This is a genomic window from Limnochorda pilosa (genome assembly GCF_001544015.1).
Lineage (GTDB): Bacteria > Bacillota > Limnochordia > Limnochordales > Limnochordaceae > Limnochorda > Limnochorda pilosa.
In genome coordinates this window covers 2,824,007-2,844,431 of the sequence record NZ_AP014924.1, presented here as the reverse complement: position 1 = coordinate 2,844,431, position 20,425 = coordinate 2,824,007, and the positions used below count along the sequence as shown (strand labels likewise).

General features: G+C 71.3%; 21 protein-coding genes and 1 riboswitch. Of the genes, 9 read left to right on the top strand and 12 right to left on the bottom strand.

Annotated features, from left to right (window positions below; genetic code table 11):
• Nucleotides 1–300 carry a 30S ribosomal protein S20 gene (gene rpsT, locus LIP_RS12620; protein ID WP_068139000.1) on the bottom strand — a complete coding sequence of 100 codons (300 nt, stop codon included), beginning with the start codon at nt 298–300 and terminating at the stop codon, nt 1–3.
• Nucleotides 301–542: 242 nt separating this feature from the next.
• Here rpsT and LIP_RS12615 point away from each other — a divergent pair, with 242 nt between their 5' ends.
• From LIP_RS12615 to LIP_RS12605, 3 genes are all read left to right on the top strand, one after another.
• Nucleotides 543–2,399: a sensor histidine kinase gene (locus LIP_RS12615; protein WP_144440476.1), complete on the top strand. Its 1,857-nt coding sequence runs from the start codon at nt 543–545 to the stop codon at nt 2,397–2,399.
• Nucleotides 2,396–2,821 carry a response regulator transcription factor gene (locus LIP_RS12610; protein WP_068138994.1) on the top strand — a complete coding sequence of 142 codons (426 nt, stop codon included), beginning with the start codon at nt 2,396–2,398 and terminating at the stop codon, nt 2,819–2,821. The genes LIP_RS12615 and LIP_RS12610 overlap by 4 nt, the downstream gene beginning before the upstream one ends.
• 176 nt (nt 2,822–2,997) lie before the next feature.
• On the top strand, nt 2,998–3,354 hold the full coding sequence (locus LIP_RS12605; protein ID WP_068138990.1) for a response regulator: 357 nt from the start codon (nt 2,998–3,000) through the stop codon (nt 3,352–3,354).
• 85 nt (nt 3,355–3,439) lie between these two features.
• Here the strand turns inward: LIP_RS12605 and LIP_RS12600 are convergent, their stop codons facing one another.
• Both LIP_RS12600 and LIP_RS12595 read right to left on the bottom strand, forming a co-directional pair.
• Complete coding sequence (locus tag LIP_RS12600) at nt 3,440–5,080, bottom strand: aspartate:alanine exchanger family transporter (protein ID WP_198409536.1); 1,641 nt, start codon at nt 5,078–5,080, stop codon at nt 3,440–3,442.
• Nucleotides 5,081–5,112: 32 nt separating this feature from the next.
• The gene (locus LIP_RS12595; protein ID WP_068138984.1) at nt 5,113–6,711 is read right to left on the bottom strand and encodes a phosphoenolpyruvate carboxykinase; all 1,599 of its coding nucleotides are present in this window, start codon (nt 6,709–6,711) and stop codon (nt 5,113–5,115) included.
• A 533-nt stretch (nt 6,712–7,244) separates the two neighbouring features.
• Here LIP_RS12595 and LIP_RS18615 point away from each other — a divergent pair.
• Entirely contained in the window at nt 7,245–7,493 is a 249-nt protein-coding gene (locus tag LIP_RS18615; protein WP_068138980.1) for a ribbon-helix-helix protein, CopG family, read from the top strand.
• Nucleotides 7,490–7,912, top strand: coding sequence for a type II toxin-antitoxin system VapC family toxin (locus tag LIP_RS12585; protein ID WP_068138978.1), 423 nt, complete (start codon nt 7,490–7,492; stop codon nt 7,910–7,912). The genes LIP_RS18615 and LIP_RS12585 overlap by 4 nt, the downstream gene beginning before the upstream one ends.
• A 172-nt stretch (nt 7,913–8,084) precedes the next feature.
• On the opposite strand, the gene LIP_RS12580 is transcribed toward LIP_RS12585, so the two are convergent.
• From LIP_RS12580 to LIP_RS12565, 4 genes are all read right to left on the bottom strand, one after another.
• Nucleotides 8,085–8,354: a zinc ribbon domain-containing protein gene (locus tag LIP_RS12580; protein ID WP_068138974.1), complete on the bottom strand. Its 270-nt coding sequence runs from the start codon at nt 8,352–8,354 to the stop codon at nt 8,085–8,087.
• Nucleotides 8,351–8,800 (bottom strand): anti-sigma factor, encoded by a 450-nt coding sequence (locus LIP_RS12575; RefSeq protein WP_068138970.1) that lies wholly within the window; start codon nt 8,798–8,800, stop codon nt 8,351–8,353. The genes LIP_RS12580 and LIP_RS12575 overlap by 4 nt, the downstream gene beginning before the upstream one ends.
• Entirely contained in the window at nt 8,797–9,336 is a 540-nt protein-coding gene (locus LIP_RS12570; protein WP_068138966.1) for a sigma-70 family RNA polymerase sigma factor, read from the bottom strand. Before LIP_RS12570 ends, LIP_RS12575 begins: the two co-directional genes overlap by 4 nt.
• 123 nt (nt 9,337–9,459) lie before the next feature.
• A complete protein-coding gene (locus LIP_RS12565; RefSeq protein WP_068142007.1) occupies nt 9,460–10,626 on the bottom strand; it encodes an ATP-binding protein in 1,167 nt (388 codons plus the stop codon).
• 298 nt (nt 10,627–10,924) lie between these two features.
• Here LIP_RS12565 and LIP_RS17990 point away from each other — a divergent pair, with 298 nt between their 5' ends.
• The gene (locus LIP_RS17990) at nt 10,925–11,614 is read left to right on the top strand and encodes an ABC transporter ATP-binding protein (protein WP_082726292.1); all 690 of its coding nucleotides are present in this window, start codon (nt 10,925–10,927) and stop codon (nt 11,612–11,614) included.
• Complete coding sequence (locus LIP_RS12555) at nt 11,586–12,389, top strand: ABC transporter permease (RefSeq protein WP_198409534.1); 804 nt, start codon at nt 11,586–11,588, stop codon at nt 12,387–12,389. The genes LIP_RS17990 and LIP_RS12555 overlap by 29 nt, the downstream gene beginning before the upstream one ends.
• A gap of 33 nt (nt 12,390–12,422) precedes the next feature.
• Here the strand turns inward: LIP_RS12555 and LIP_RS12550 are convergent, their stop codons facing one another.
• The 4 genes from LIP_RS12550 to LIP_RS19005 are packed head-to-tail and all read right to left on the bottom strand — an operon-like array spanning nt 12,423 to nt 14,345.
• The gene (locus LIP_RS12550) at nt 12,423–12,752 is read right to left on the bottom strand and encodes a DUF190 domain-containing protein (RefSeq protein ID WP_198409533.1); all 330 of its coding nucleotides are present in this window, start codon (nt 12,750–12,752) and stop codon (nt 12,423–12,425) included.
• A 60-nt stretch (nt 12,753–12,812) separates the two neighbouring features.
• Complete coding sequence (locus tag LIP_RS12545; protein WP_068138959.1) at nt 12,813–13,181, bottom strand: fluoride efflux transporter FluC; 369 nt, start codon at nt 13,179–13,181, stop codon at nt 12,813–12,815.
• Nucleotides 13,178–13,633 (bottom strand): fluoride efflux transporter FluC, encoded by a 456-nt coding sequence (locus tag LIP_RS12540; protein ID WP_068138955.1) that lies wholly within the window; start codon nt 13,631–13,633, stop codon nt 13,178–13,180. The genes LIP_RS12545 and LIP_RS12540 overlap by 4 nt, the downstream gene beginning before the upstream one ends.
• Nucleotides 13,634–13,682: 49 nt before the next feature.
• Nucleotides 13,683–14,345, bottom strand: coding sequence for a hypothetical protein (locus tag LIP_RS19005; protein WP_068138952.1), 663 nt, complete (start codon nt 14,343–14,345; stop codon nt 13,683–13,685).
• Nucleotides 14,346–14,384: 39 nt separating this feature from the next.
• Nucleotides 14,385–14,459: riboswitch (Fluoride riboswitch) on the bottom strand.
• Between the two features lie 342 nt (nt 14,460–14,801).
• Here LIP_RS19005 and LIP_RS12530 point away from each other — a divergent pair.
• The gene (locus tag LIP_RS12530; protein ID WP_158509678.1) at nt 14,802–17,942 is read left to right on the top strand and encodes a C45 family autoproteolytic acyltransferase/hydolase; all 3,141 of its coding nucleotides are present in this window, start codon (nt 14,802–14,804) and stop codon (nt 17,940–17,942) included.
• 115 nt (nt 17,943–18,057) lie between these two features.
• Nucleotides 18,058–19,026 carry a GPR endopeptidase gene (gene gpr, locus LIP_RS12525; RefSeq protein ID WP_068138947.1) on the top strand — a complete coding sequence of 323 codons (969 nt, stop codon included), beginning with the start codon at nt 18,058–18,060 and terminating at the stop codon, nt 19,024–19,026.
• Between the two features lie 3 nt (nt 19,027–19,029).
• Here gpr and LIP_RS12520 read toward each other — a convergent pair whose 3' ends face one another.
• Entirely contained in the window at nt 19,030–20,421 is a 1,392-nt protein-coding gene (locus LIP_RS12520; protein ID WP_068138944.1) for an ABC transporter substrate-binding protein, read from the bottom strand.
• Nucleotides 20,422–20,425 lie beyond the last annotated feature (4 nt).

Sequence of the window (20,425 nt, the reverse complement as noted above, 5' to 3'; positions counted from 1 at the left end):
TCAGGTTTGGGATTCGCCGGCCTCGCGCTCGGCCTGGGAGGTCACGGCGTTCAGACGACGGGCGAGGCGGGACTTGCGACGGGCGGCCTCGTTCCGGTGGATGACGCCCTTGCGCGCCGCCCGGTCCAGAGCGGAGGCAGCCGCCTGGAGCCGCTCAGCGGCGGTCTGGGCGTTGCCGCCCTCCAGGGCTTCCCGGGTCCGGCGGACAGCGGTGCGGGTGGCGCTCTTCACCGCCTGGTTGCGCTGGCGGCGGCGCTCCGATTGGCGGGCCCGCTTGGCTGCGGATCGCGTGTTCGGCAAAGAGACTTCCCCCTCTGCGTGGATCAAACCGCATGCATTCTACCACGTCGCCCACCCAGGTTCAACCGCGGCCTCACGCTGGGCCCAAGGGACGTTTGGGCCATGGCTGGGCCGGTTCTGGTGAGGGTTTGCTCAAGGAGCCGTGGATGCACGCGTGAAACGTCAAGACAGGAACGCTTCTTGGGGTTTGGGGGGCCGCCGCGAGAACCGCGCGCCCCCGTGGGGATCGGGGTGTGAACGCCGTGAGCTCGTCTCATCCTGCCCTCCAGGCCGGTGCCCATGGCGGGGCCTTCTTCGCCCGGTCCTTCGCGCTGGCGCGCGATGCGGGACAGGCGGAGCGCGCGCTTGAGGGGCCCGAGGACCTGGAGCAGCGGGTGGAGGAACGCACCCGGGAGCTGGCCCGCTCCCTGGAGACGTCGCAGCGGCAGGCGGACGAGATGCGCACGCTCCTCGCGATCCAAAGGGCCCTCACCGGCGCCGACGACCCGCAGGACGTCCTCCAGCGTATCGCCGACGAGGCCCGCCGCCTCACGGGCGCGCGGCGGGCGCTCATCTTCCTGGTGGACGGAGACGACCTGGCCGTCACCGTCTGGTCGGGGGAAGAGCGGCCGGAGGCGGTGGCGGGATTCCGCATGCCCATCCGCAGCTCGGCCACGGGGCGGATGATGCTGTCGGGCGAGCCGGTGCGGATCGCGGATGCCCGCCGCGATCGCCGCATCAACCCCGAGATACACCGGCGGACCGGCTTCCGTTCCCTCCTGAGCGTGCCGCTCCTGTCCGGCTCCACCCCCGTCGGCGCCATCTCCTGTGCCGACAAGATCGAGGGCACCTTCGACGACGTCGACGAGCGCGTCCTCTCCATGCTTGCCTCGGGAGCGGTGCTGGGCATCCAGAACGCCCGCCTTCACCGAACCGAGCGGGAGCGGCGGCGCGAGGCCGAGGAGCGGCGCCGGGTGGCCGAGAGCCTGAGGGACACGCTGGCCCTGCTCAACTCCGACCGCCCCCTGGAGGAGATCCTGAAGCACCTGGTCCGCCAGGCGGCGGACCTGCTGGGCACCGACACGGGCGCGCTCTACCGCCTCCACCCCGACGGGCGGGGGCCCACCATCCAGGCGGTGGTGGGTCTGCCGGAGGAGCACGTGGCCTCCATGGCCATGCCCGTGGGAATGGCGGCGGTGGGGAAGGCGATGCAGGAGCGCCGGCCGGTGGTCATTCCCGACATGGCCCAGGTGATCCCCCCCGAGCTCGCGGCCGATCCGGAGCTCCGAAGGCACCTGGAGGGGCTCGTCACCCACTTCCGGGGCATCCTGGGCCTCCCCGTCGCCGCGGGGACGGAGGTGTACGGGGGCTTCGTTCTCTACTACCGCGAGCCCCGCACCTTCAGCAAGGAAGAGCTGGCCACCGCCGGTTCCCTCGGCGACCAGGCGGCGCTGGCGATCCAGAACGCACGGCTGCGCAGCCAGGCGGAGGCCAGCGCGGCCGCGGCCGAGCGGAGCCGCCTCGCCCGGGACCTGCACGACGCTGTCACCCAGACCCTCTTCTCGGCCAACCTCATCGCGGAGGTGCTCCCCCGCCTGTGGGAGCGGAAGCCCGAGGAGGGGTGGCGTCGCCTGGAGGAGCTTCGCCAGCTCACCCGGGGGGCCCTGGCCGAGATGCGCACCCTCCTGCTGGAGCTGCGGCCGGCGGCCCTGGTGGAGGCGAAGCTGCCGGATCTCCTGCGGCACCTGGCCGAAGCCGTGACCGGGCGCGCCCGGATCCCCGTGGACCTCCGTGTGGAAGGCGAGCGCCGCCTGGCGCCCGACGTTCAGGTAGCGCTCTACCGCATCGCCCAGGAGGCCTTGAACAACGTGGCCCACCACGCCGCGGCCGGCCGGGCGGAGGTGGACCTGCGATGCTCGCCGGGGGGCGTCGCCCTTCGAGTGCGGGACGACGGGCGCGGCTTCGACCCGGCCAGCGTGGCGCCCCAGCACCTGGGCCTGGGGATCATGCGGGAACGGGCGCAGGCCATCGGCGCCCGGATCCGCATCGAGAGCCAGGCGGGCCGGGGCACCGACGTGGTCGTGGAGTGGGAGGAAGACCAGGGGGTGGGTGGGCGATGAGCGAGCAGCAACCGATCCGGGTGATGATCGTCGACGACCACGCGGTGGTGCGGAGCGGCCTGTCGGCCTTCCTCCTCTCCTTCGACGACTTGAAGAACGTCACCGCCGGCCAGCTCGCCGAGGCGATCCGAGCCGCCCACGCCGGACGCTCCACCCTGGCGCCCGAGGCCGCCCAGGTGTTGATCGACTCCGCCACCCGGGAGCCCGAGCCCGGCAGCGACCTCACCGAACGGGAGCGCGAGGTCCTGGCGCTGATGGTGGGGGGGCTGAGCAACCCCGAGATCGCCGAGCGGCTGGTGGTGAGCCGGTCCACCGTCAAGTTCCACGTGTCCAGCATCCTCTCCAAGCTGGGGGCCGCGAGCCGCACCGAGGCAGTCGCCCTGGCCATCCAGAACCACCTGTTGAAACCTCCCCGCGGCTAGAGGCGTGCGCCAAGGGGTGCTCGGCGGCCCCTGGTCTCCTGGCCAGGGTGAGGACCGGCCGGCAGGCGAGGACGGAGACCCCCACCGTGCCCGGAGCCCCCGGCTTGACGCCCCGGTAGACTGGAGAGGGACGCGTCGAGGCGGCAGCCCCAAGGGCGAAACGAGGCGGTTGGGCGATGATCCGGGTGCTCCTGGCGGACGACAAGCATGAGGTGCGCTCTGCGCTGGCGCTGCTGGTGCAGGAGCAGGCGGGCATGAGCGTGGCGGCCGAGGCCGCGGAGGCGGAGGGTCTGCTGCAGGCCGTCCAGGAGACCCACCCCGACGTGGTGCTCCTGGACTGGGAGCTTCCCGGCCCCGGCGGCCGGCAGCTCCTGGCCGCGCTGCGCCGCGTCGCGCCGGGGGTGCGGGTGGTCGCCCTGAGCGGCAGGTCCGAGGCGCGGCAAGCCGCCGTCCAGGCGGGGGCCGACGCCTTCGCCAGCAAAGGGGAGCCACCCGAGAGACTGCTGGAGATTCTGCACAGCTTCGGCGGGTGACCTGCACCGCCGGCCGCCGACCGGTCGACGCGCCGCCGCCGGCAGGCTCTTCATCCCCTGGAAGCGATGCCTGCCGCTCGCCAAGCTATCCGTTCAGCAGAAGCTGGGCCAGAAGGATCTTGGCCACCATGGCCACGGGGTAGACGGCGGCGTAGCCGACGTTGGGGTGCTCGGAGCGGGCCTGCTCGGTGGCGAAGGCCAGGGTGGCCGGCTGGGTCTGGAGGCCCGCCACCATGCCTGTGAGGACGGGCATGGGGATCCGGAGCCACCGATACCCTACGACGAAGGCGACCACGCTGAAGACCAGCGCCACCAGGGTGGCGCCCAGAAAGATGGCGCCACCTGCCTCCCGGAGGGTGGCGGCCAGCGCGTACCCCGACCGGGTGCTCACCCCCGCCAGGAAGAGCACCAGCCCCAGCTGCCGCAGGGTGAGGTTGGCGTTCTGAGGCTGTACCCAGACCACGGGGCCGGTGCGCCCCACCAGCCCCAGCACCAGCGCCACCACCAGAGGACCGCCGGCGAAGCCCAGCCGGAGGACGGTGCCGCCCGGAAGCGGAAGGGGCACCAGGCCCAGCAGGAGCCCCAGGGCGATCCCCAGGGAGAGGCTGGGCACGTCGACCTCCGAGAGCTGGCGGTAGGAGTCGCCGAAGAAGCGGGCCAAGGGTTCGAGCTGTTCCCTCGGGGCCACCACCCGCACCCGATCGCCCAGTTCCAGCACGGTGCCGGCGGACGCCACCAGCTCCACGTCTCCCCGCTTGATGCGGGTGACCGTGGCCCCGAAGCGCTCTTTCAGGCGCAGGTCGCGCAGCCGCCGCCCCGCCACCGCCCGGTTGGAGACGAAGATCCGGCGGAAGTCGATCTCGGAGCGGTCCCACTCAGGCCGGTCGTCGCTGGGGACGCCCAGGCGCGGCGTCACCCGATCCAGCGCCTCGGGCGCGCCCACCAGGGTGATCACGTCCCCGAGCTCGAAGGTGGTGGAGGCGGTGACGATCTGCTGGTGGCCCCCCCTCCGCAGGCGGCTCACCACCACGTGGCGGGCGTCCTCGGTCACCAGCGACGGATCCCTCCAGAGCCGCTCTACGGGAACGCCCGTCACCTCCGGCCGGGTGATGCAGACCCCCCGGTTGACCGGCGGCTCGCCATCACTCTCGTCCCCCGCGGGCCTTCGGCCCTCCGGGCTCACGCCGGCGCGCCAGATCCGGGGAAAGGCGTAGCAGGCGCCGATCACCACCAGCACGCCCACGGGGTAGGCCAGGCTGTAGCCCACAGCCGGCAGGGCCAGGGTGCCACCCGCGCCGCCGAGCCGCTCCAGGACCGCGGCCAGGGCGGGGGTGTTGGTGAGGCTTCCCGCATAGAGGCCTGCCAGGAGAGGCGCCGGCAGGTTCAGGAGCCGCCCCGCGGCCCAGGCCGCCCCGGTGGCCGCCCCCAGGACCCCCAGGGCGAAGAGGCTGTCCCGCAGCCCCCGGCGGCGGAGGCCGGCGAAGAACCCGGGCCCCGAGGCCAGGCCGATGGTGTAGACGAAAAGGACCAGCCCGAGCTGGTAGACCACCTCGGGCAGGGCCAGCCGGGGATCGAGCGCGCCCACGGCCAGCCCGGCGAAGAGGACCGCGGCCACCCCCAGCCCGAACCCCCGGATCCGGATCCGTCCCACCACGTAGCCCAGCCCGGCCACCACGAACAGGAGGAGCAGGGGGTTGGCCGAGAGCAGGTCCACCGCCGTTCCCACGAGCGGGCCACCTCCGGAAGGGGCCCCGGGGGTCATGCCCGGGGTCCCGCTTGGCGTACCGCCTCGGGCACGGCCGAGGCGAAGGGCTCGAAGTTGGCCGCGAACATGCCGGCCAGCTTGCGCGCCTGGGCGTCGTAGGCTTCAGGATCGCTCCAGGTGGAGCGGACGTCGAGGGCCTCAGGAGGCACGCCGGGCACCCTTTCGGGCACCTGGAGGCCGAAGAACGGGTCCGTCCGGACGGGCACGCCGTCCAGCGCGCCCGTGAGGGCGGCCTTCACCATGGCCCGGGTGTGGGCGATCGGCATCCGATGGCCTGTGCCGTAGGGTCCGCCGGTCCAGCCGGTGTTCACCAGCCAGACGCCCACCCCGTGCCGGGCGATCTTCTCGCCCAGGAGCCGGGCGTAGACCTCGGGGTGAAGAGCCATGAAGGGCGCCCCGAAGCAGGAGGAGAAGGTGGCCTGTGGCTCCTTCACGCCCTTCTCGGTCCCCGCCACCTTGGCGGTATAGCCCGAGAGGAAGTAGTACATGGCCTGCTCCGGGCTCAGCCGGGCGATGGGGGGGAGGACCCCGAAGGCGTCGGCTGAGAGGAAGATCACCGTCTTCGGGTGGTCGCCGGTGCCCGAGCGGACCGCGCCCGGGATGTGGGTGATGGGGTACGCGGCCCGGGTGTTCTCGGTGAGCGAGTCGTCGTCCAGGTCGATGCGGCGGCTGGCCGCGTCGATGGCCACGTTCTCCAGCACCGTCCCGAAGGTGCGGGTGGTCCGGTAGATCTGGGGCTCGGCCTCGGGGCTCAGGCGGATCACCTTCGCGTAGCAGCCGCCCTCGAAGTTGAAGATCCCCCGGTCGCTCCAACCGTGCTCGTCGTCTCCGATGAGGCTCCGCTCCGGGTCGGCGGAGAGGGTGGTCTTCCCCGTGCCCGAGAGGCCGAAGAAGAGGGCCACGTCCCCCGCCTGGCCCACGTTGGCCGAGCAGTGCATGGAGAGCACCTGCTCCTGGGGCAGCAGGTAGTTGAGGACGGTGAAGACCGACTTCTTGATCTCGCCCGCGTAGCTGGTTCCGCCGATGAGCACCAGGCGGCGGCTGAAGTTGAGCACGACGAAGACGCCGGAACGGGTACCGTCGACTTCGGGCACCGCCGTGAAGCCGGGCACCTGGATCACCGTGAAGCGGGGCTCGAAGCCCTTCAGGTCGCCGGGCTCGGGCCGGATGAAGAGGTTGCGGGCGAAGAGGCTGTGCCAGGCCCGCTCGGTGATCACCCGGATGGGCATCCGGTACGCGGGGTCCGCGTCGGCGAAGAGGTCCTGAACGAAGACGTCCTTGCCCTGGAGATAGGCCAGCAGCCGATGGAAGAGGGTGTCGAAGCGCTCGGGGGGTAGCGGCTGGTTCGACTCCCCCCACCAGACCCGCTCGTGGGTGGTCGCGTCGTCCACCACGTACTTGTCCCGTGGGCTGCGGCCCGTGTGCTGCCCGGTGCGCACCACCAGGGGCCCCAGGTGGGAGAGGAGGCCCTCCCGGCGGCGGATCGACTCTTCGTAGAGGGCTGCGGTGGTCAGGTTCCGATAGACGTTCCCCGGGTTCACGATGCCATGCTCTTCCAGCCCGTGCGCCGTCTGTGCCTGTACCTCGCTCATGCGCTCGCCTCCCTGTGCGCCCGCCCGGCCCGAGGGCCGGGCGGACCTCCGCGAACATGGTACCACGTGGCAGTCTTCCCCACGAGGGGCGGGCGTCTCCAATCGGGCGGGACAATTGTCACCCGCCGGGACGCATGCGATCCCTACGCTGGACACCTGACCAGCGTCCCCCCTGGCTCACCGGGGGGATGCGGCCCCGTCCCTTGACCGGAGCGTGCCGGCAGCGGCTCGGCTACAATGATCGTGGGTGGACAGGCACGAATACGCCGCGCCGGTGCGGGCGCGGCCTCGGAGTGGATGCGATCATGCCGGTGGCTTCTTGCGTAGAGGGTGGGGCGCGCCCCGCCGCCCTTCCGTACCTTTGGGCGGCCCTTCTGGGAGCCTTGGGTTTCGCTGCGGGGACCGTCCTGGCGGGCGCCACCACCCGCGCGCCCTCTCGGCCGGCCACAGGCGCGCCGTTTCCCGCGGGTCCTTGACCGTGGTGGCCTGACCTCCTATGATAGCATCAGGTGATACACATGAGTGATACTCGCTTGGTCCATCTGCGACTGGACAAGAGCCTCGTCGAGGCGCTGGACCGAGAAGCAGGGGACCGGTCGCGGAGCGCCATCGTAACGGAAGCTTTGGCGGAGTACCTTCGAAAGCGACGGTTGGTGGCCGTGATCCGTGGAGCGGCGGGCAGCTTGAGCCCCGAGGAACCCGCCGCGTGGCGTTCGGCCGACGCAACGGACGCATGGGTTCGTGAGCGCCGGAAGGAATGGGATCAGGGGACCGGCGCGTGACCGGGTACCTGCTGGATACCACCGTCCTGATCGACTGGCTGCGCGGCGACGCCGCAACGGTGGCCTGGCTGCAGGCCAAGGCAGAGCAGGGCAGCCGCTTGGTGCTTTCGCCGGTGACGGTGGCGGAGGTTCTGGCCGGTGAGCCTCCGAACCTGCGCGCCCGGCGCCGCGAGGAGCTGAGCGCGTACGAGTTCCAGCCGCTCACGTTCGAGACGGCCTGCCTCGCGGGTGAGTTGCGGTACGATCAGGCGAGGGCCGGGAAGCCCGTGGCCCTTCCCGACCTGCTCCAGGTCGCAGCGGCCCGGATCCTGGGGCTCGACGTCGCAACGTCCAACCCGGCCCACTTTCCAGGCGTTGGGGTCACCAACCCCCGGGAGTTCATGGACCGTTCCTCCGAGAACCTGTCTGATCCGTCGTGAGGGGTCACGCGGGCATGGGCACCGGGCCCCGAAGTTCCTCGTAGAGTGCTTCCATGCGCTCAGGGAGCGAGTGCGGTCCCGCTCGCGGGCGGTCTCCAGGGCGCCCGCGGTCTCCAGGGCGCCCTGGGAGACGCAGGTGAGGGAGCGTTTGTCGGGCGTTCCGGGGCGAGCTCTAGGGCCCGGTGGCCTCCTCGCCGCGCAGCGCCGTCCCGCAATGCGGGCAGTAGCGGGCGCCGCGGGGCGCTCGCCGGCCGCAGACGGGGCAGGGCCTCTGCCGCCGGCGGGTGACCAGGAGATAGACGATGAGGGAGCTGGGCACGTTCAGCAGGCCCAGCGGGCCCCAGAGCCAGGCGGCCTCACCCCGGCGCCGGGCGTCCTGGAAGATCCAGGTGGCCTGGCCGACGAGCAGGGCGATGACCAGCGCCCACGGCCACGGGTTCACGCGTCCTCCCCCCCGGCTCGTCCGAAGTCGCTCCGGCCCGCGCCCAGCACCGCCAGCGGCAGGAGGAGCGCCGAGACCGCTTGAAGCCCTGCCAGGCCCACCAGGCCCCAAAAGCTCCAGCACCCCACCTGGAGCCCAAGGATGGCGGTGCCCAGCAGGAGGGAAGGGACCAGGTCGCGGGAGAGCGGGCGGCGGCCTTCGTCGCCCTCCCTCCGTTCGTTCGCGCGGGCATCGGCCCGGGCCATGGCCAGGGCGATGCGGCCGCGGTCGACGGGTTCCGCCAGGTCGGCGGCCTGAAGGGCGGAGCCAAGGTGCTCCCACTCCCCCCAGAAATCCCGGCATTCCGGGCAGGCCTCCAGGTGCCGAGCCAGGTCCGGACGGGAGGCAAGCTCCGCGGGCGACAGCTCCAGAAGCCTTTCCTGAACCTCCCGGCAGCGCTCCTTCATCTGAGGCCCCTCCTGTCCACCTCCCGGCGGATCCGTACCACGCTCTCGTGCAACCGGGACTTCACCGTTCCCTCCGGGCACCCCACGATCTGTCCGATCTCCGCGTGGGTCCTGCCGTGGAAGTGCTTCAAGACGAAGATCATCCGCCGGTCTTCGGGAAGCGCGCCGAGGATCTCCAGGAGCTCCCGGTACGTGAGGCGCGCCAGGCCTTGCGTCTCCGGGCTCCCAGCCGGATCGGGCACCGTTGCCTCCAGCTCGGACTCCGGCGGGCGGCGAGCGCGCTTCCGGCGCTGGTCCCGTACCAGGTTCGTCGCGATGGTGAGGAGCCACGTGCTGAGGCGAGCCCGGGGCTGGAAGCCCTTCAGGTGTACGATCGCCCGCAGCATGGTCTCCTGGGCGAGGTCCTCGGCCAGGGCCCGGTCGAGGGTGAGCTTCGTCAGGTAGCCCATCAGCAGGGGATAGTGCTCGGCCAGCAGCTCGCCCAGCGCCTCCCGGTCGCCCGCCTGTGCCCTGCGGATCCGTTCCGGCTCCCCCAACGCCCGGCTTCACCCTCTCACGGAGGTAAAACGTTCGTGACCTTTCATCGTTCGCCGACGAGGGGAAGGAATCCGGCCGGACCGACGGGCGAGCGAGTCCATCCGACAAGGTAGGCCCCGACGTCAGGGCCCGCCCACCTGGGCCACCTCGCGCCACGGCAGCACCCGGAAGCCGCCCCGCTCCTGGCTCCGGTCGCCGCCGTAGACCAGCCATCCCGGTCCAGCAGTGTCGCCCGCGAGCGCGCGCCAGCGCTCGAGGGCCGCGAAGGCGTCCCGGCTCACGGTCTGCCCGGGCTTGACCTCCACGGGGATCAGGGCGTCGCCCCGTTCGATGAGCACGTCCACCTCGTGTCCGCTGCGGTCTCTCCAGAAGAAGAGGTTCGAGGCGAGCCCCCGGTTGAAGCGCGCCTTCAGCAGCTCCGAAAGGACCCAGGTTTCGAAGAGGGCTCCCCGCAGGGGGTGGGCGGCAAGCTGGGCCGCTTCCTGGACGCCGAGGAGCCACGCCGCAAGGCCTGGATCCAGGAAGTAGAGCTTCGGGGTCTTCACCAGGCGCTTGTTGAAGCTCTGGTGGTGTGGCGGCAGGAGGTGAACGATGTAGCTTGCCTGGAGCACCGAGAGCCAGGCCCGGGCGGTGTTGTGGGCGATGCCTGCGTCGTCGGCCAACGCCGAGAGGTTGAGGAGCTGCCCCGTGCGCCCGGCACAGAGGCGGACGAACCGCTGGAAGGTGGTGAGGTCGCGCACGTTCACCATCAGGCGCACGTCGCGCTCGACGTACGTACCCACGTAGTTCGTGTACCACACGTGGGCGTCGAGGTGCCGGTCATGGACCGGCGGGTAGAGTCCCTCGAAGAGCAGCTCCTCCAGGGAGGAGGGGGCCCGCCCCGCTCCCTGCAGCTCGCCAAGGGTGAAGGGGAGCAGCACCACCATGGCCACCCTCCCGGCCAGGCTCTGAGTGATCCCCTCGGTGAGGTGGAACTGCTGGGATCCGGTGAGGATGAAGCGTCCGGGGCGGGGATCGTGGTCCACCCGGGTCTGGAGATACGAGAAGAGCTGGGGGCAGCGCTGCGCCTCGTCCAGGATCGCGCCGTCGGGATACTGGGCGAGGAACCCGCGGGGATCGTCCATGGCGAACTCCCGCTGGTCCGGATCCTCCAGGGAGACGTACGGCCTCTCCGGGAAGGCGTGGCGGGCAAGCGTCGTCTTTCCGGACTGCCGGGGTCCCGTGACGGCCACCACGGGGTAGCCGTGGGCCAGGTGTCTTACGGTCGGTTCCGCGGTCCGGGGAAGGATCATGCCTTCAGCCTAGCCGCTTCCCGGCTGATTGTCAATTGAAACGCGAGATAGCTCAGGGGTCGGCCCGAGCGGCCAAGCTCGGCAGGGCATGGGCAAGCACCCCCTCAGCACTGGCCACGTTCTTGCGCGACGCCACGGGCCCGTGCTATAACGGAGTGCCGTGGTGTCGCTCTTCCGCCTCAAGCTGAATGCGGCTCGGTCGGTCCTGGCGGGAGCAGTTGCGGGGCGCCTCACCAGGTTGCTGAGCGGCCAGGCACGGGCAACGCGGGTGTAGCCAGGAAGGCGAGGAACGTCAATGGATCTGCTTGTCTTCAAGGATCTCACCTACGAACTGAGTGACGGGGGCAGGCGAATCGTCGTGTCCGGAGCGGTGGCGGAGGGCGGCCTCTTGCTCGTTCGAGGCCCCTCGGGTTCCGGCAAGACGACGCTGCTCCGGGTCTTGGCCCGACTGAGACGCCGCGAGAGCGGCGACGTACGGCTTCGCCAGCAGCCCGTGGATCAGGTGCCACCTGCTCTGTGGCGGCGGCACGTCCACTACGTAGCCCAACGACCGGTCGCCTTCCAAGGCAGCGTCTTGGAAAACATCATGCTCCCCTACGCGCTGGGGATTCGCCGGGGAGAATCCCCACCGAGTGAAGAGACTGCTCGCGAAACGTTGGAGTCGGTCCTCCTGGACTCCAACATGATGGCACAGGACGCACGCACGCTTTCGGGTGGGGAGTTGGCGCGCGTGGCGCTCGTGAGAGCCGTTCTCGCACGACCGTCGATACTTCTTCTGGATGAACCGACGGGCGCGCTCGACGCGGAAGCACGGGAAGCCGTCGTGGCACTCCTCGACCGGTGGGTGAACGGCGAGACCGGACGTGGGCTGGTGTTGGTCTCCCACACGGATGACGCGGAACGCTTCTCTCGAGCGACGATCGTGGAGCTGGCAGGACGGAGGGAGAGGAGAGCTGGTGAACTCGGGTGTGGTGCCGATCAGTGATTGGCAGCTGGCGCTGTCGGCCCTTCTCCTGCTGATGGCCGGGGGTGTCTCGGCCGCGCTTCGCCTCGGTCTCTTGCGTTCCTTGGTTTGGGGAGCCGTGCGCACCTTCGTGCAACTGACTCTGATTGGCTACGCGTTGACGTACATCTTCGCCCTGAACAACGTTTGGCTGATCCTGGTGATTGTCATTCTCATGACGTGGGTCGCCTCTCGGGCCTCGACGAAACGCTCCGGGATCGGATCGGCGTACCCGCGTGCTCTCGCCTTTTTGGCTCTCTTTGCAAGTACCTTCCTGGTTGGCGTGATCGTCGTCGGGCTGATCATCGGACCAGATCCCTGGTACTCGGCACGGGTGGCCGTCCCCATATTCGGCATGATCTTGGGCAACTCCATGAACGGCATCGCTCTCTCATTGGAAAGGCTATACAGTACCGCCAGGGCACATGCGGGCGAGGTAGAGCAACTCCTTGCATTTGGGGCCAAACCATGGGAGGCGGTGCGCCGGCACGTGAAAGAAGCAATTCGTGCGGGCATGACTCCGACGATCAATTCCCTTATGGTGGTCGGGTTGGTCAGCCTGCCGGGCATGATGACGGGACAGATTCTAGGAGGTGCGGATCCTCATCAAGCGGTGAGGTACCAGATCGTGGTGATGTTCATGATCGCGGCGGCTGTGGCCATTGGCTGCCTCTTGATGGTAGGACTGTCGTATCGCAGGCTGTTCAATGACGAAGACGCACTCATTCCGGAACTGCAACGTAGCCGTGGCGAGTAGATGCCTTCGTCGCGTGAGGGTGTCTTGATCGCGTCACCCCGCGGTGGGTTCGGGGCCGCCCCGCGAGAAGGTGATGGTCTGCACGTCCTCCACGATCACCATGAGGCCTTCGGAGACCATGGGCTCGAGGATCCGGGCGAGCCGCTCGATCCTTTCCGCCGAGTCGACCACCTCCACCACCACGGGCAGGTCCTCCGAGAGCCGGAGCACCCGGGCGGTGTGGACGGTGCTGTGGGCGCCGAACCCCTCGATGCCCCGGTAGACGGTGGCCCCGGCGCCGCCCTCCCGCCGGACCGCCATCACCAGGGCGTGGTAGAGCGGTTCCCCTTGCCAGGTGTCGGACTCACCCACGTAGATGCGCAAGATCCTGCCTCGCGCGCGGCGTTTCATCGGTTCCACCCCCGTCCCTGCCACCCGCTCCGCTCAGGTCCGGGCCAGGTAGCCCCCCAGGGCCGCGGCCCCGACCGTCAGCATCACGTTCCACATGACGTTGGCCCACGCCTCCTCGCGCGAGCCCTCGACGAATCGGATGACGGTTTCATACGCAAAGGTGGAGAAGGTGGTGAGCCCCCCGCAGAAGCCCGTCACCAACAGGGAAGCGATCGCGGGCGACGCGACGAAGGCGCTGCTTCCAAGCCAGCCCGCCACGAAGCCGCCCGCGCCGTTGACCAGCAGGGTTCCCAGGGGCATTCGGCTCGAGACGCGCCGCGCCGCCAGGCCGCCCAGCGCGTAGCGGGCCAGGGCGCCGGCAGCGGCCCCCACGGCCACCAGCAGGAGCGTCCGGAGGTTCATTCAGCGACCTCCCGGGCGGACCGCGCTCCGGTTCGGAGTTCCTCGGGCCTTGGCACGCCCCGGGCGTGGCGCACGCGCAGGGCGAGGTTCCTCCCGCCGCTGAGACCGATCCAGGCCGCCGCCAGGCCAAGGAGCAGGTTGCCCCCCAGGTTGAGACCGCCGAGGATAGGCGAGCTCGCCCCGACCCGCAGCGTCTCTACCGCCAGGGTGGAGTAGGTGGTGAGAGAGCCCAGGAGCCCCACGGTCCAGAACTCCCGCCAGCCGGGGCGCGGCCAGCCGGCTTCGAGGACCGCCCCCATCAGGGCTCCCAGCGCCAGGCTGCCGACGGCGTTGACAAGCAGCGTCCCCCAGGGAAGCACCGATCCTGGGGCACTCAGGGCCGTGGCGCTTGCCTGCCTGAGGATGCCTCCCAGGGCGCCTCCGAGGCCGACCGCCCCCACACGTTTCCACACCGCTCGTCCACCTCCTGAAGCAGAGCGTCCTCCACAACGCGGGCTCCGGTCACGGGCCCGCTGCTTCCACGTCCAGCACCACGCACTCACCGCCCAGGAATCCGGCAGCCGCCCGCACGCTCGCCCGCTCGGCAGGGGTGAGGGGGGTGGCGACGTCCCACCGCTGCTTGTCGATGAAGCCGGCCAGGTCATCCGCGAGCTGGCCCTTCGCGGCTGCAGCTAGGTGGCGGGAACAAAGGGATCCGGTCGTCGGGGGAGTGACGTGCCTCGAGAGGCCCTCCTGCGCGAGCTGCAGAACGCGCTCCAGGTAGGTCCGCTCTGCCTCGCGCTCATCGACGCAGGCAGGGCAGGGCGGGCGAGTCGTCAGGGCCCGCCTGGGCTGCGGGTTCCGAAGCAGGACGGATACGTGCCGGATGATGTCCTCGAAGAGGATGGCCTTGCCCAGAACGTTCCGGGTCCTCGTGCGCTCGACGCGAACCAGCTCCCATGTGTGGCGGGGGCAGAATCCCAGGGCCTCCCGAATCCGCCCGCGGACCGCCGGGTCGTTCACGAGCTCCCAGAGGAGAGCGTCGAAGCTGCGCTCGGTGGCACGGCGGGCCGCCGAGCAGATCACGCATCCCGGCACCTCGGCCGCCGCCTCGAGGGCGAGATCGACCACGTCGAAGGGACGCGGCCCGAAGGGACGTCTCAGCCACGAAAGCACGAGCATCACCTGCCGGGGGGCTCCTGGACAAACGAAAAGGCCCCCACCGTGCTGGTAGGAGCCATCACCCGGATCCCGGGACCTTGCCTGAGGGCAACGGCGAGCTCCATCGCCGGGGCAGCGTCTGCCCAACGCCGCCATTATACGGGCACGGGTGGGAATCGTCAACGCTGCGGGCGCCGGCGCAGGATGGCTTGCCGCGGCTGCCGAAGCCGTCTCCGGGCAGATCGTTTGATACGCGGGGCGGCTCGTCGAGCCCGGGCCACGCTCTGCCCCCGCCCTGGCCACCCGGCCAGGCAGCATCCTCCCCGGCCAGGGAGCTCCACCTCTCCCCGGCCGCCGGGTGCGTGCCGCCCCGAAACGGGGTACGGTGGGCTCGGGGGAGGGGGCGCCGTGCCTGCGCGCGCCGCTGCGGACGCCTTCCTGGCGGCCTTGATACAGGAAAGCGTGGGAGGTGGCTTGGCCGTGAGGGACTGGGGAGGACGCGTCGGACACGTTTCGGCCGCGAGGGCCGTGCGCCCCACGATGCGCCGGTGGATCGCCGGAGTGCTCGCGGCGCTGGTCGTTATCGGCACGGGAACGGGCGGATGGGCCGCGGGACCCGGGAGGCCAGGTGCCGCGGACCCGGCCGAGGTGCTTCCCACCGCCGTGGAGGTGCGGGGCGAGCGGCGGTACGCGGGCGAGGGCTGGCTCGAGGTGCGGGATGGGCTCACCGTGGTCCACTTCAAGGGCACGCACCGCCAGATCGGCGCGCAGAACTACCTTCTTCTGGCCCAGGAGGCTGAGCAGCTCCGGGCGCTCTTCGACCCTTCGGTGCAGCCCCACGAGGGCTGGGATCGGCTCGTCTGGGCCTTCAAGGACGCGTACATGCGGACGAAGATCGCCCCGGGCCTCCTGCGGCACACGCCCGAGCCCTTCGTGGAGGAGATGGAGGGCTTCGTGGCGGCCGCGTCCGGGGGGAGGGAGCGGAACCTTCTGCCCGTGCTCCTGCCCAATGTCTTCCAGGAGCTGGGCATCGTCTACGGGTGCACCTCCTTCGCCGCCTTCGGGGTCGCCACGTCGGACGGCCGGCTCCTCCACGGGCGCAACCTGGACTACCTTCCCATGCAGACCGTGGGCCGGTACGGCCTCGTGGCCATCTACGAGCCCGAAGGGGCGTATCCTTTCATCACCGTCACCTACCCGGCCAACGTGGGCGTGATGCAGGGGATGAACGTCCACGGCATCAGCGTGAGCATGAGCTACAGCTTCGCCACATCCGAGAACGTGACCGCGGACGGCATCGCCTTCATGTTCCTCCTGCGCCAGGTGCTGGAGCAGGCCTCCACCCTCGACCAGGCCGTGGAGATGATCGTGCGGGCGCCCCGTACCATCGGCCTCGACGTGCTGGTGGCCGACGGCAAGATTCCCGACGCCCGGGTGATCGAGCTGGCGGCGGACCGCTACCAGGTGCGCCGGCCCGAGGACGGCCTCCTCTGGGCGACCAACCGGTACGAGACCCCTTTCATGCGCGAGGTGCAGCAGGCGGGGTGGCTCGCCTCCGAAGCCCGGGACCGGCGCCTGCGGGAGCTCCTGACCCGCTGGCGGGGCGGGCTGGACGTGCCCCAGGCCGCGGGCGTGCTGCGCGACCGGGGCGGTGCAGAGGCTCGCGGGGCCCTGGTGGGAGGGATCGACAACGCCGGAACCATCGTCACCGCCCTCTTCGACCCCTCCCGGCTCCGCATGTGGGCGGGGGTGGTGAGTGAGGCGGGTACCTCCGCCGAGGGAACGCTTCACGCCTTCGACCTGGCCCGGGAGCTGGGGCTGCCGCCCCGCTCCGCCGAGCCGCTGGGCGGCGTGCCGGCGGTCCCCGTGGAGACGGGCGAGGAGCGGGCCTGGCGGGCGGTGCAGCGGGCCGAGTTCCTCCAGAGCGTGGGGGAGCAGGAGCGGGTACGCGGGCTCCTGGAACCGGTCCTGGCCGACTTCCCCGAGAGCGAGGCGGCCCTGCTGCTGGTGGCGCGGTCGTACCTCCGAGAGGGCGACGGGAAGGCGGCCGAGCCGTACCTCCGCCGGCTGGTCCGCCTGCCGCGGGCGCTGGACCCCTACCGCCAGGTGGAGGCCTGGTACTGGCTGGGCCTCATCGCAGAGACGCGGGGAGACCGCCACGAGGCCATCGACGCCTACGGGCGGGCCCTGGCCGTGCCGCTCACCGACGTCGCCGCCGAGGCTCGCTTCCAGGAGCTGGCGAGGGACCGGCTGGCCGGGCTGGGCGCGGAGGTGACCGGACGGGAGGAAGTGGGCGGCCTCGAACCGGGTGGCCGGGGCGGAGGGCCGGCCGAGACCCTCGAGGGTTTGCCCATCGAGCGGATCACCGTGCTGGGCGCCGCCCGCACCGATGCGGCGCTCGTGGCCTCCCGCATCGCCCTGCGCCCGGGGGAGCCCTTCCAGTCCGAGGCGGCGGCGTTGACCCAGGCTCGCCTCATGCAGCTCGGCGCGTTCGAGACGGTGCGGGTGACCCCGGTGCCCCTGGAGCGTGCGGGCGATGATGGCCGGGCCGGAGAGAACGGTTCGGCCGGAGCGAGCCCTCCCGCTGGAGAGGAGGGGCCCGCGGCTTCCGGCACGGCCCTGAACGCAGTCGTGCGGGTCCACGAGGGCTTCGGCTGGTACCGGGACCCGGTGGAGTGGGCCTCGGTCACGGCGGCCACCCTGGCCCTGGAGCACCGCCTCGGCCTCCGCTACGAGAACCTGGCGGGGCGGGGGATCAACCTGGAGGGATCCTACGGCTTCGGCACGAGCCCGGCCTCCTATCACCTGGGCGTCGAGCTGCCCTCCCCTCCGGCGCTGGCGCGGACGCTCGCTCCCTTCCAGCTCTCCGCGGCCTGGGATGCGGCCACCCTCGGGGTCGTGGCCGAGCTGGGAGGCCGGGCGGGCGACCAGGTCCGAAGCGAAGTGCGGCAGGCCACCGGCGCCGCCGAGACCGTGTGGACCTCCCGGGTGCGCACCCGGCTGGGGGTGGCCTGGCGCCACGAGCGGGTGGAGGAAACGGTGGGCGGGGCCGCCCAGGCGCTACGGGAAGGGCAGGAGGGGGCGACCTTCGCCCGCCTCACCTGGAGCAGCCTGGACACGCCAGCCTGGCCCACGTCGGGATACCGGCTCGGGCTCGACGGGTTCTACGCCCACCCGCTGGGGGGAGGCGGTACCGGCTTCGGCCGGCTGCAGGCAGAGCAGGGCCTGGTCCGGCCCATGGCGTCCGATGCCACGTGGCTCCTGGCCCTGAAGGCCGAGGGCGGCTGGGCCACGGCGACGACGCCCTTCCACCGGCGGTTCCTGCCCGGGGGTGCCACCGGCCAGCGGATCGCTGCACCGGTGCTGCCTTCGAGGGCCTACGCTTCGGGCGGGGTGGAGGTTCTGCGGGAGCTTGGTCCCTCGGTGCGGGTGGGAGCTTTCGCCGAGTGGGGGGCCTTCGGGGAGGAAGGACTCCTGGGGCCGCCCGGGCAGACGGGCACCACTGCCTGGACGGCAGGGGGCGGGCTCCTCATCCGCTACCGCACGCCCATCGGCCTGAGCGTGGGCGCCCACGTGGCGATCGACCGGGAAGGCGAGATCACCTGGGCGATCGGCCTTTGAAGGCCGGGAATCGGCAGGCCCTGCCACGGACAGCCTAACGGCGACGATCGCATCGATTCCGGCCCAGCCCGTCCGGTCAGCGGGCGGTTGGGCCGGAGCGCGCGGAGGTGGTCCCGTGAGCGTGGCCGACGACGCCCTGCGTCGCCTGCTCGAGGAGGCGGAGACCTGGGAGGCCCTGTCGGACCTGGCCCTGGAGGCGCACCAGGTCCTGGTGAAGGAGGAGGAGCCGCCCGAGATCCCGGGCGTCACGGTGGACACCCAGGAGCAGGACGGCGTCACCCTGAGCCGCGTCTTCATCGAGAGCGAGGAGGGCGCCCGCCGGATGGGGAAGCTGCCGGGACACTACTCCACCCTGGAGGCGCCCGAGCTTCGCAGCCGCAGCGTGGAGGCGGAAGAGAAGGTCGGCCAGGTGCTGGCCCAGGAGCTGCAGCGCTTCTTCCAGGGCCTGGGCGTGGGCTCCGAGGACGAGGCCCTGGTGGTGGGGCTCGGCAACTGGAACGCCACGCCGGACTCCCTAGGGCCGAAGGTGGTGGGCCGGCTCACCATCACCCGGCACCTCCACCGGATGGTGCCGCCCGAGAAGCGGGGGGGCATGCGGCCGGTGGCGGCCATCGCCCCCGGCGTGCTCGGCCTGACGGGCATCGAGACCAGCGAGGTCATCCAGGCGCTGGTGGACCGGCTGAATCCGAAGCTGGTCATCTGCATCGACGCGCTGGCCGCCCGGGAGAGCCGGAGGCTGGGGATCACCATCCAGGTCGCCGATACGGGCATTCACCCCGGGTCCGGCGTGGGCAACCGCCGCCGGGGGATCACCCCCCAGTCGCTGGGCATCCCCGTGCTGGCCGTGGGCGTCCCCACGGTGGTCCGGGCGCTCACCCTGGTGGAGGACGGCCTCTCCCAGATGGGCCAGCCCACGGGCCGCGTGGCTGAGCGCCTCTTGGCGCCCTACCTCAACTCCATGATCGTGACGCCCCGCGAGGTGGACGACCTGGTGGAGAGCCTGGCCAACGTGGTGGCCGGTGGGCTCAACGTGGCCCTCCATCCCGCCCTGGACATGGACGAGGTGCTGAGCTACCTCTCGTGAGGATCAGCCGCCGGGTTCGGGCACCTGGTCTTCCAGGGTCCGGCGAAGCTTCTCCGCCCAGGCGGCCGCGTCGTTGCTCGTCCAGAGCTCCTGCAGGGCCGGGGCCAGCACCTGGCTCTCCACCTGCGCCTCCACCGTCGCCTCGGCCGGATCCAGGGAGGCGTAAGCGGCCGCGTCCGCCCACCCCAGAAGCGCCTGGCCGGCGGCCTCGTTCCACGGCGCCTCGTCCCGCCAGATGGCAAGGTCCTCGGTGAGGGCCGGTACCGCCGGGAACTGGGCGCTCACCCACGCATCCTTGGACTGGATGAGGAAACGGGCCAGCTCCATGGCGAGCCGGGTCTGCCCGTCCCCCGCATAGGGCGCCTGCCGGAAGACGAGGTAAGCGGACACCTCGCCAGGGACCTGCAGGGGTGCTCCCTCGGGGCGGGGCGGGGGCAGCAGGACCAGGCCCTCGGTGGACAACGTCCGAAGCAGGTGGGCTGCGAGTTGGGGGGGCACCGGGGCGATGGCCCCGGCGCGCCCCTGGGCGAAACGGGTGACCCGCTCCCGCGCCGCGGTGTCCAGGGAGCGGGGCATGCGGGCGCGCTCGCGGGCCGCCAGCAGGAAGGAGGCGGCATCGGCCATCGCCTCGCGGGTCCAGGCCAGGCTCCCTGCCTCCAGCACCGACCCCTGTCCCGCGGCCACCATGAGTCCTTGGAAGAGATCGGGAGCGGTCGGGTGGACCAAGAGGCCGGGGAGTCGGCCCTCGCCCACCTGGGAGAGAACGGAGAGCGCTTCGGGGGTGGTCCAGCCCTCCCGGGCGGCCCGGTCCACGTCCAGGCCCGCGGACGCCAGGAGCCCCCGGTGGCCGGCCCAGGTGACGAACCGGACCCACCGGGGCCATCCCCACACGTGCCCCTCGGCCGAGAGGGCGTGCCAGGCCGAAGGGAGGAAGGTGGGCATGCCCTCTCGGGATGGCTTCGGCAGGAAGCGCTCCACGGGAACCTGGTAGGTCCGATCGTAGAGGCGGGGGGTGAGGCTGCCGTAGATGTCCGGCGGCCGCCCCGAGGCCAGGGCGGCCTGGAGCCGGTCGGCGGCCTCTCCTGGCGGGAAGAGCTCCACATCCACGGTCACGTTGGGGTAGCTCTTGCGAAAGGCTTCCACCCGCTCTTCCAGGGAGGTCCGGTACGTGGTGCCGGCTCCGGACAGCACCACGTTCTCCTCCCAGAGCTCCAGCCGGTAGGTGCGCTGCGGGTCGATGGGCGCGTTGGGCCGGATCTCCACGTCGCCCACCACCAGGGGTGGCGTCCGGAGCCAGACGTACCAGCCCGCGGTCCCACCCACGAGCGCCAGGAGCGCGAGGGCGATCCAGGGCGCGAGACTCCTTGCGCGGACGATCCTGCGTGCCGCACCCATCCTT

What these genes read in the sequence shown, in the direction of transcription:
- LIP_RS12610 (WP_068138994.1), top strand. Translation starts at nt 2,396, where the DNA reads ATGAGCGAGCAGCAACCGATCCGGGTGATGATCGTCGACGACCACGCG.
- LIP_RS12605 (WP_068138990.1), top strand. Translation starts at nt 2,998, where the DNA reads ATGATCCGGGTGCTCCTGGCGGACGACAAGCATGAGGTGCGCTCTGCG.
- LIP_RS12595 (WP_068138984.1), bottom strand. Translation starts at nt 6,711, where the DNA reads ATGAGCGAGGTACAGGCACAGACGGCGCACGGGCTGGAAGAGCATGGC.
- LIP_RS12575 (WP_068138970.1), bottom strand. Translation starts at nt 8,800, where the DNA reads ATGAAGGAGCGCTGCCGGGAGGTTCAGGAAAGGCTTCTGGAGCTGTCG.
- LIP_RS17990 (WP_082726292.1), top strand. Translation starts at nt 10,925, where the DNA reads ATGGATCTGCTTGTCTTCAAGGATCTCACCTACGAACTGAGTGACGGG.
- LIP_RS12545 (WP_068138959.1), bottom strand. Translation starts at nt 13,181, where the DNA reads ATGAACCTCCGGACGCTCCTGCTGGTGGCCGTGGGGGCCGCTGCCGGC.
- LIP_RS12520 (WP_068138944.1), bottom strand. Translation starts at nt 20,421, where the DNA reads ATGGGTGCGGCACGCAGGATCGTCCGCGCAAGGAGTCTCGCGCCCTGG.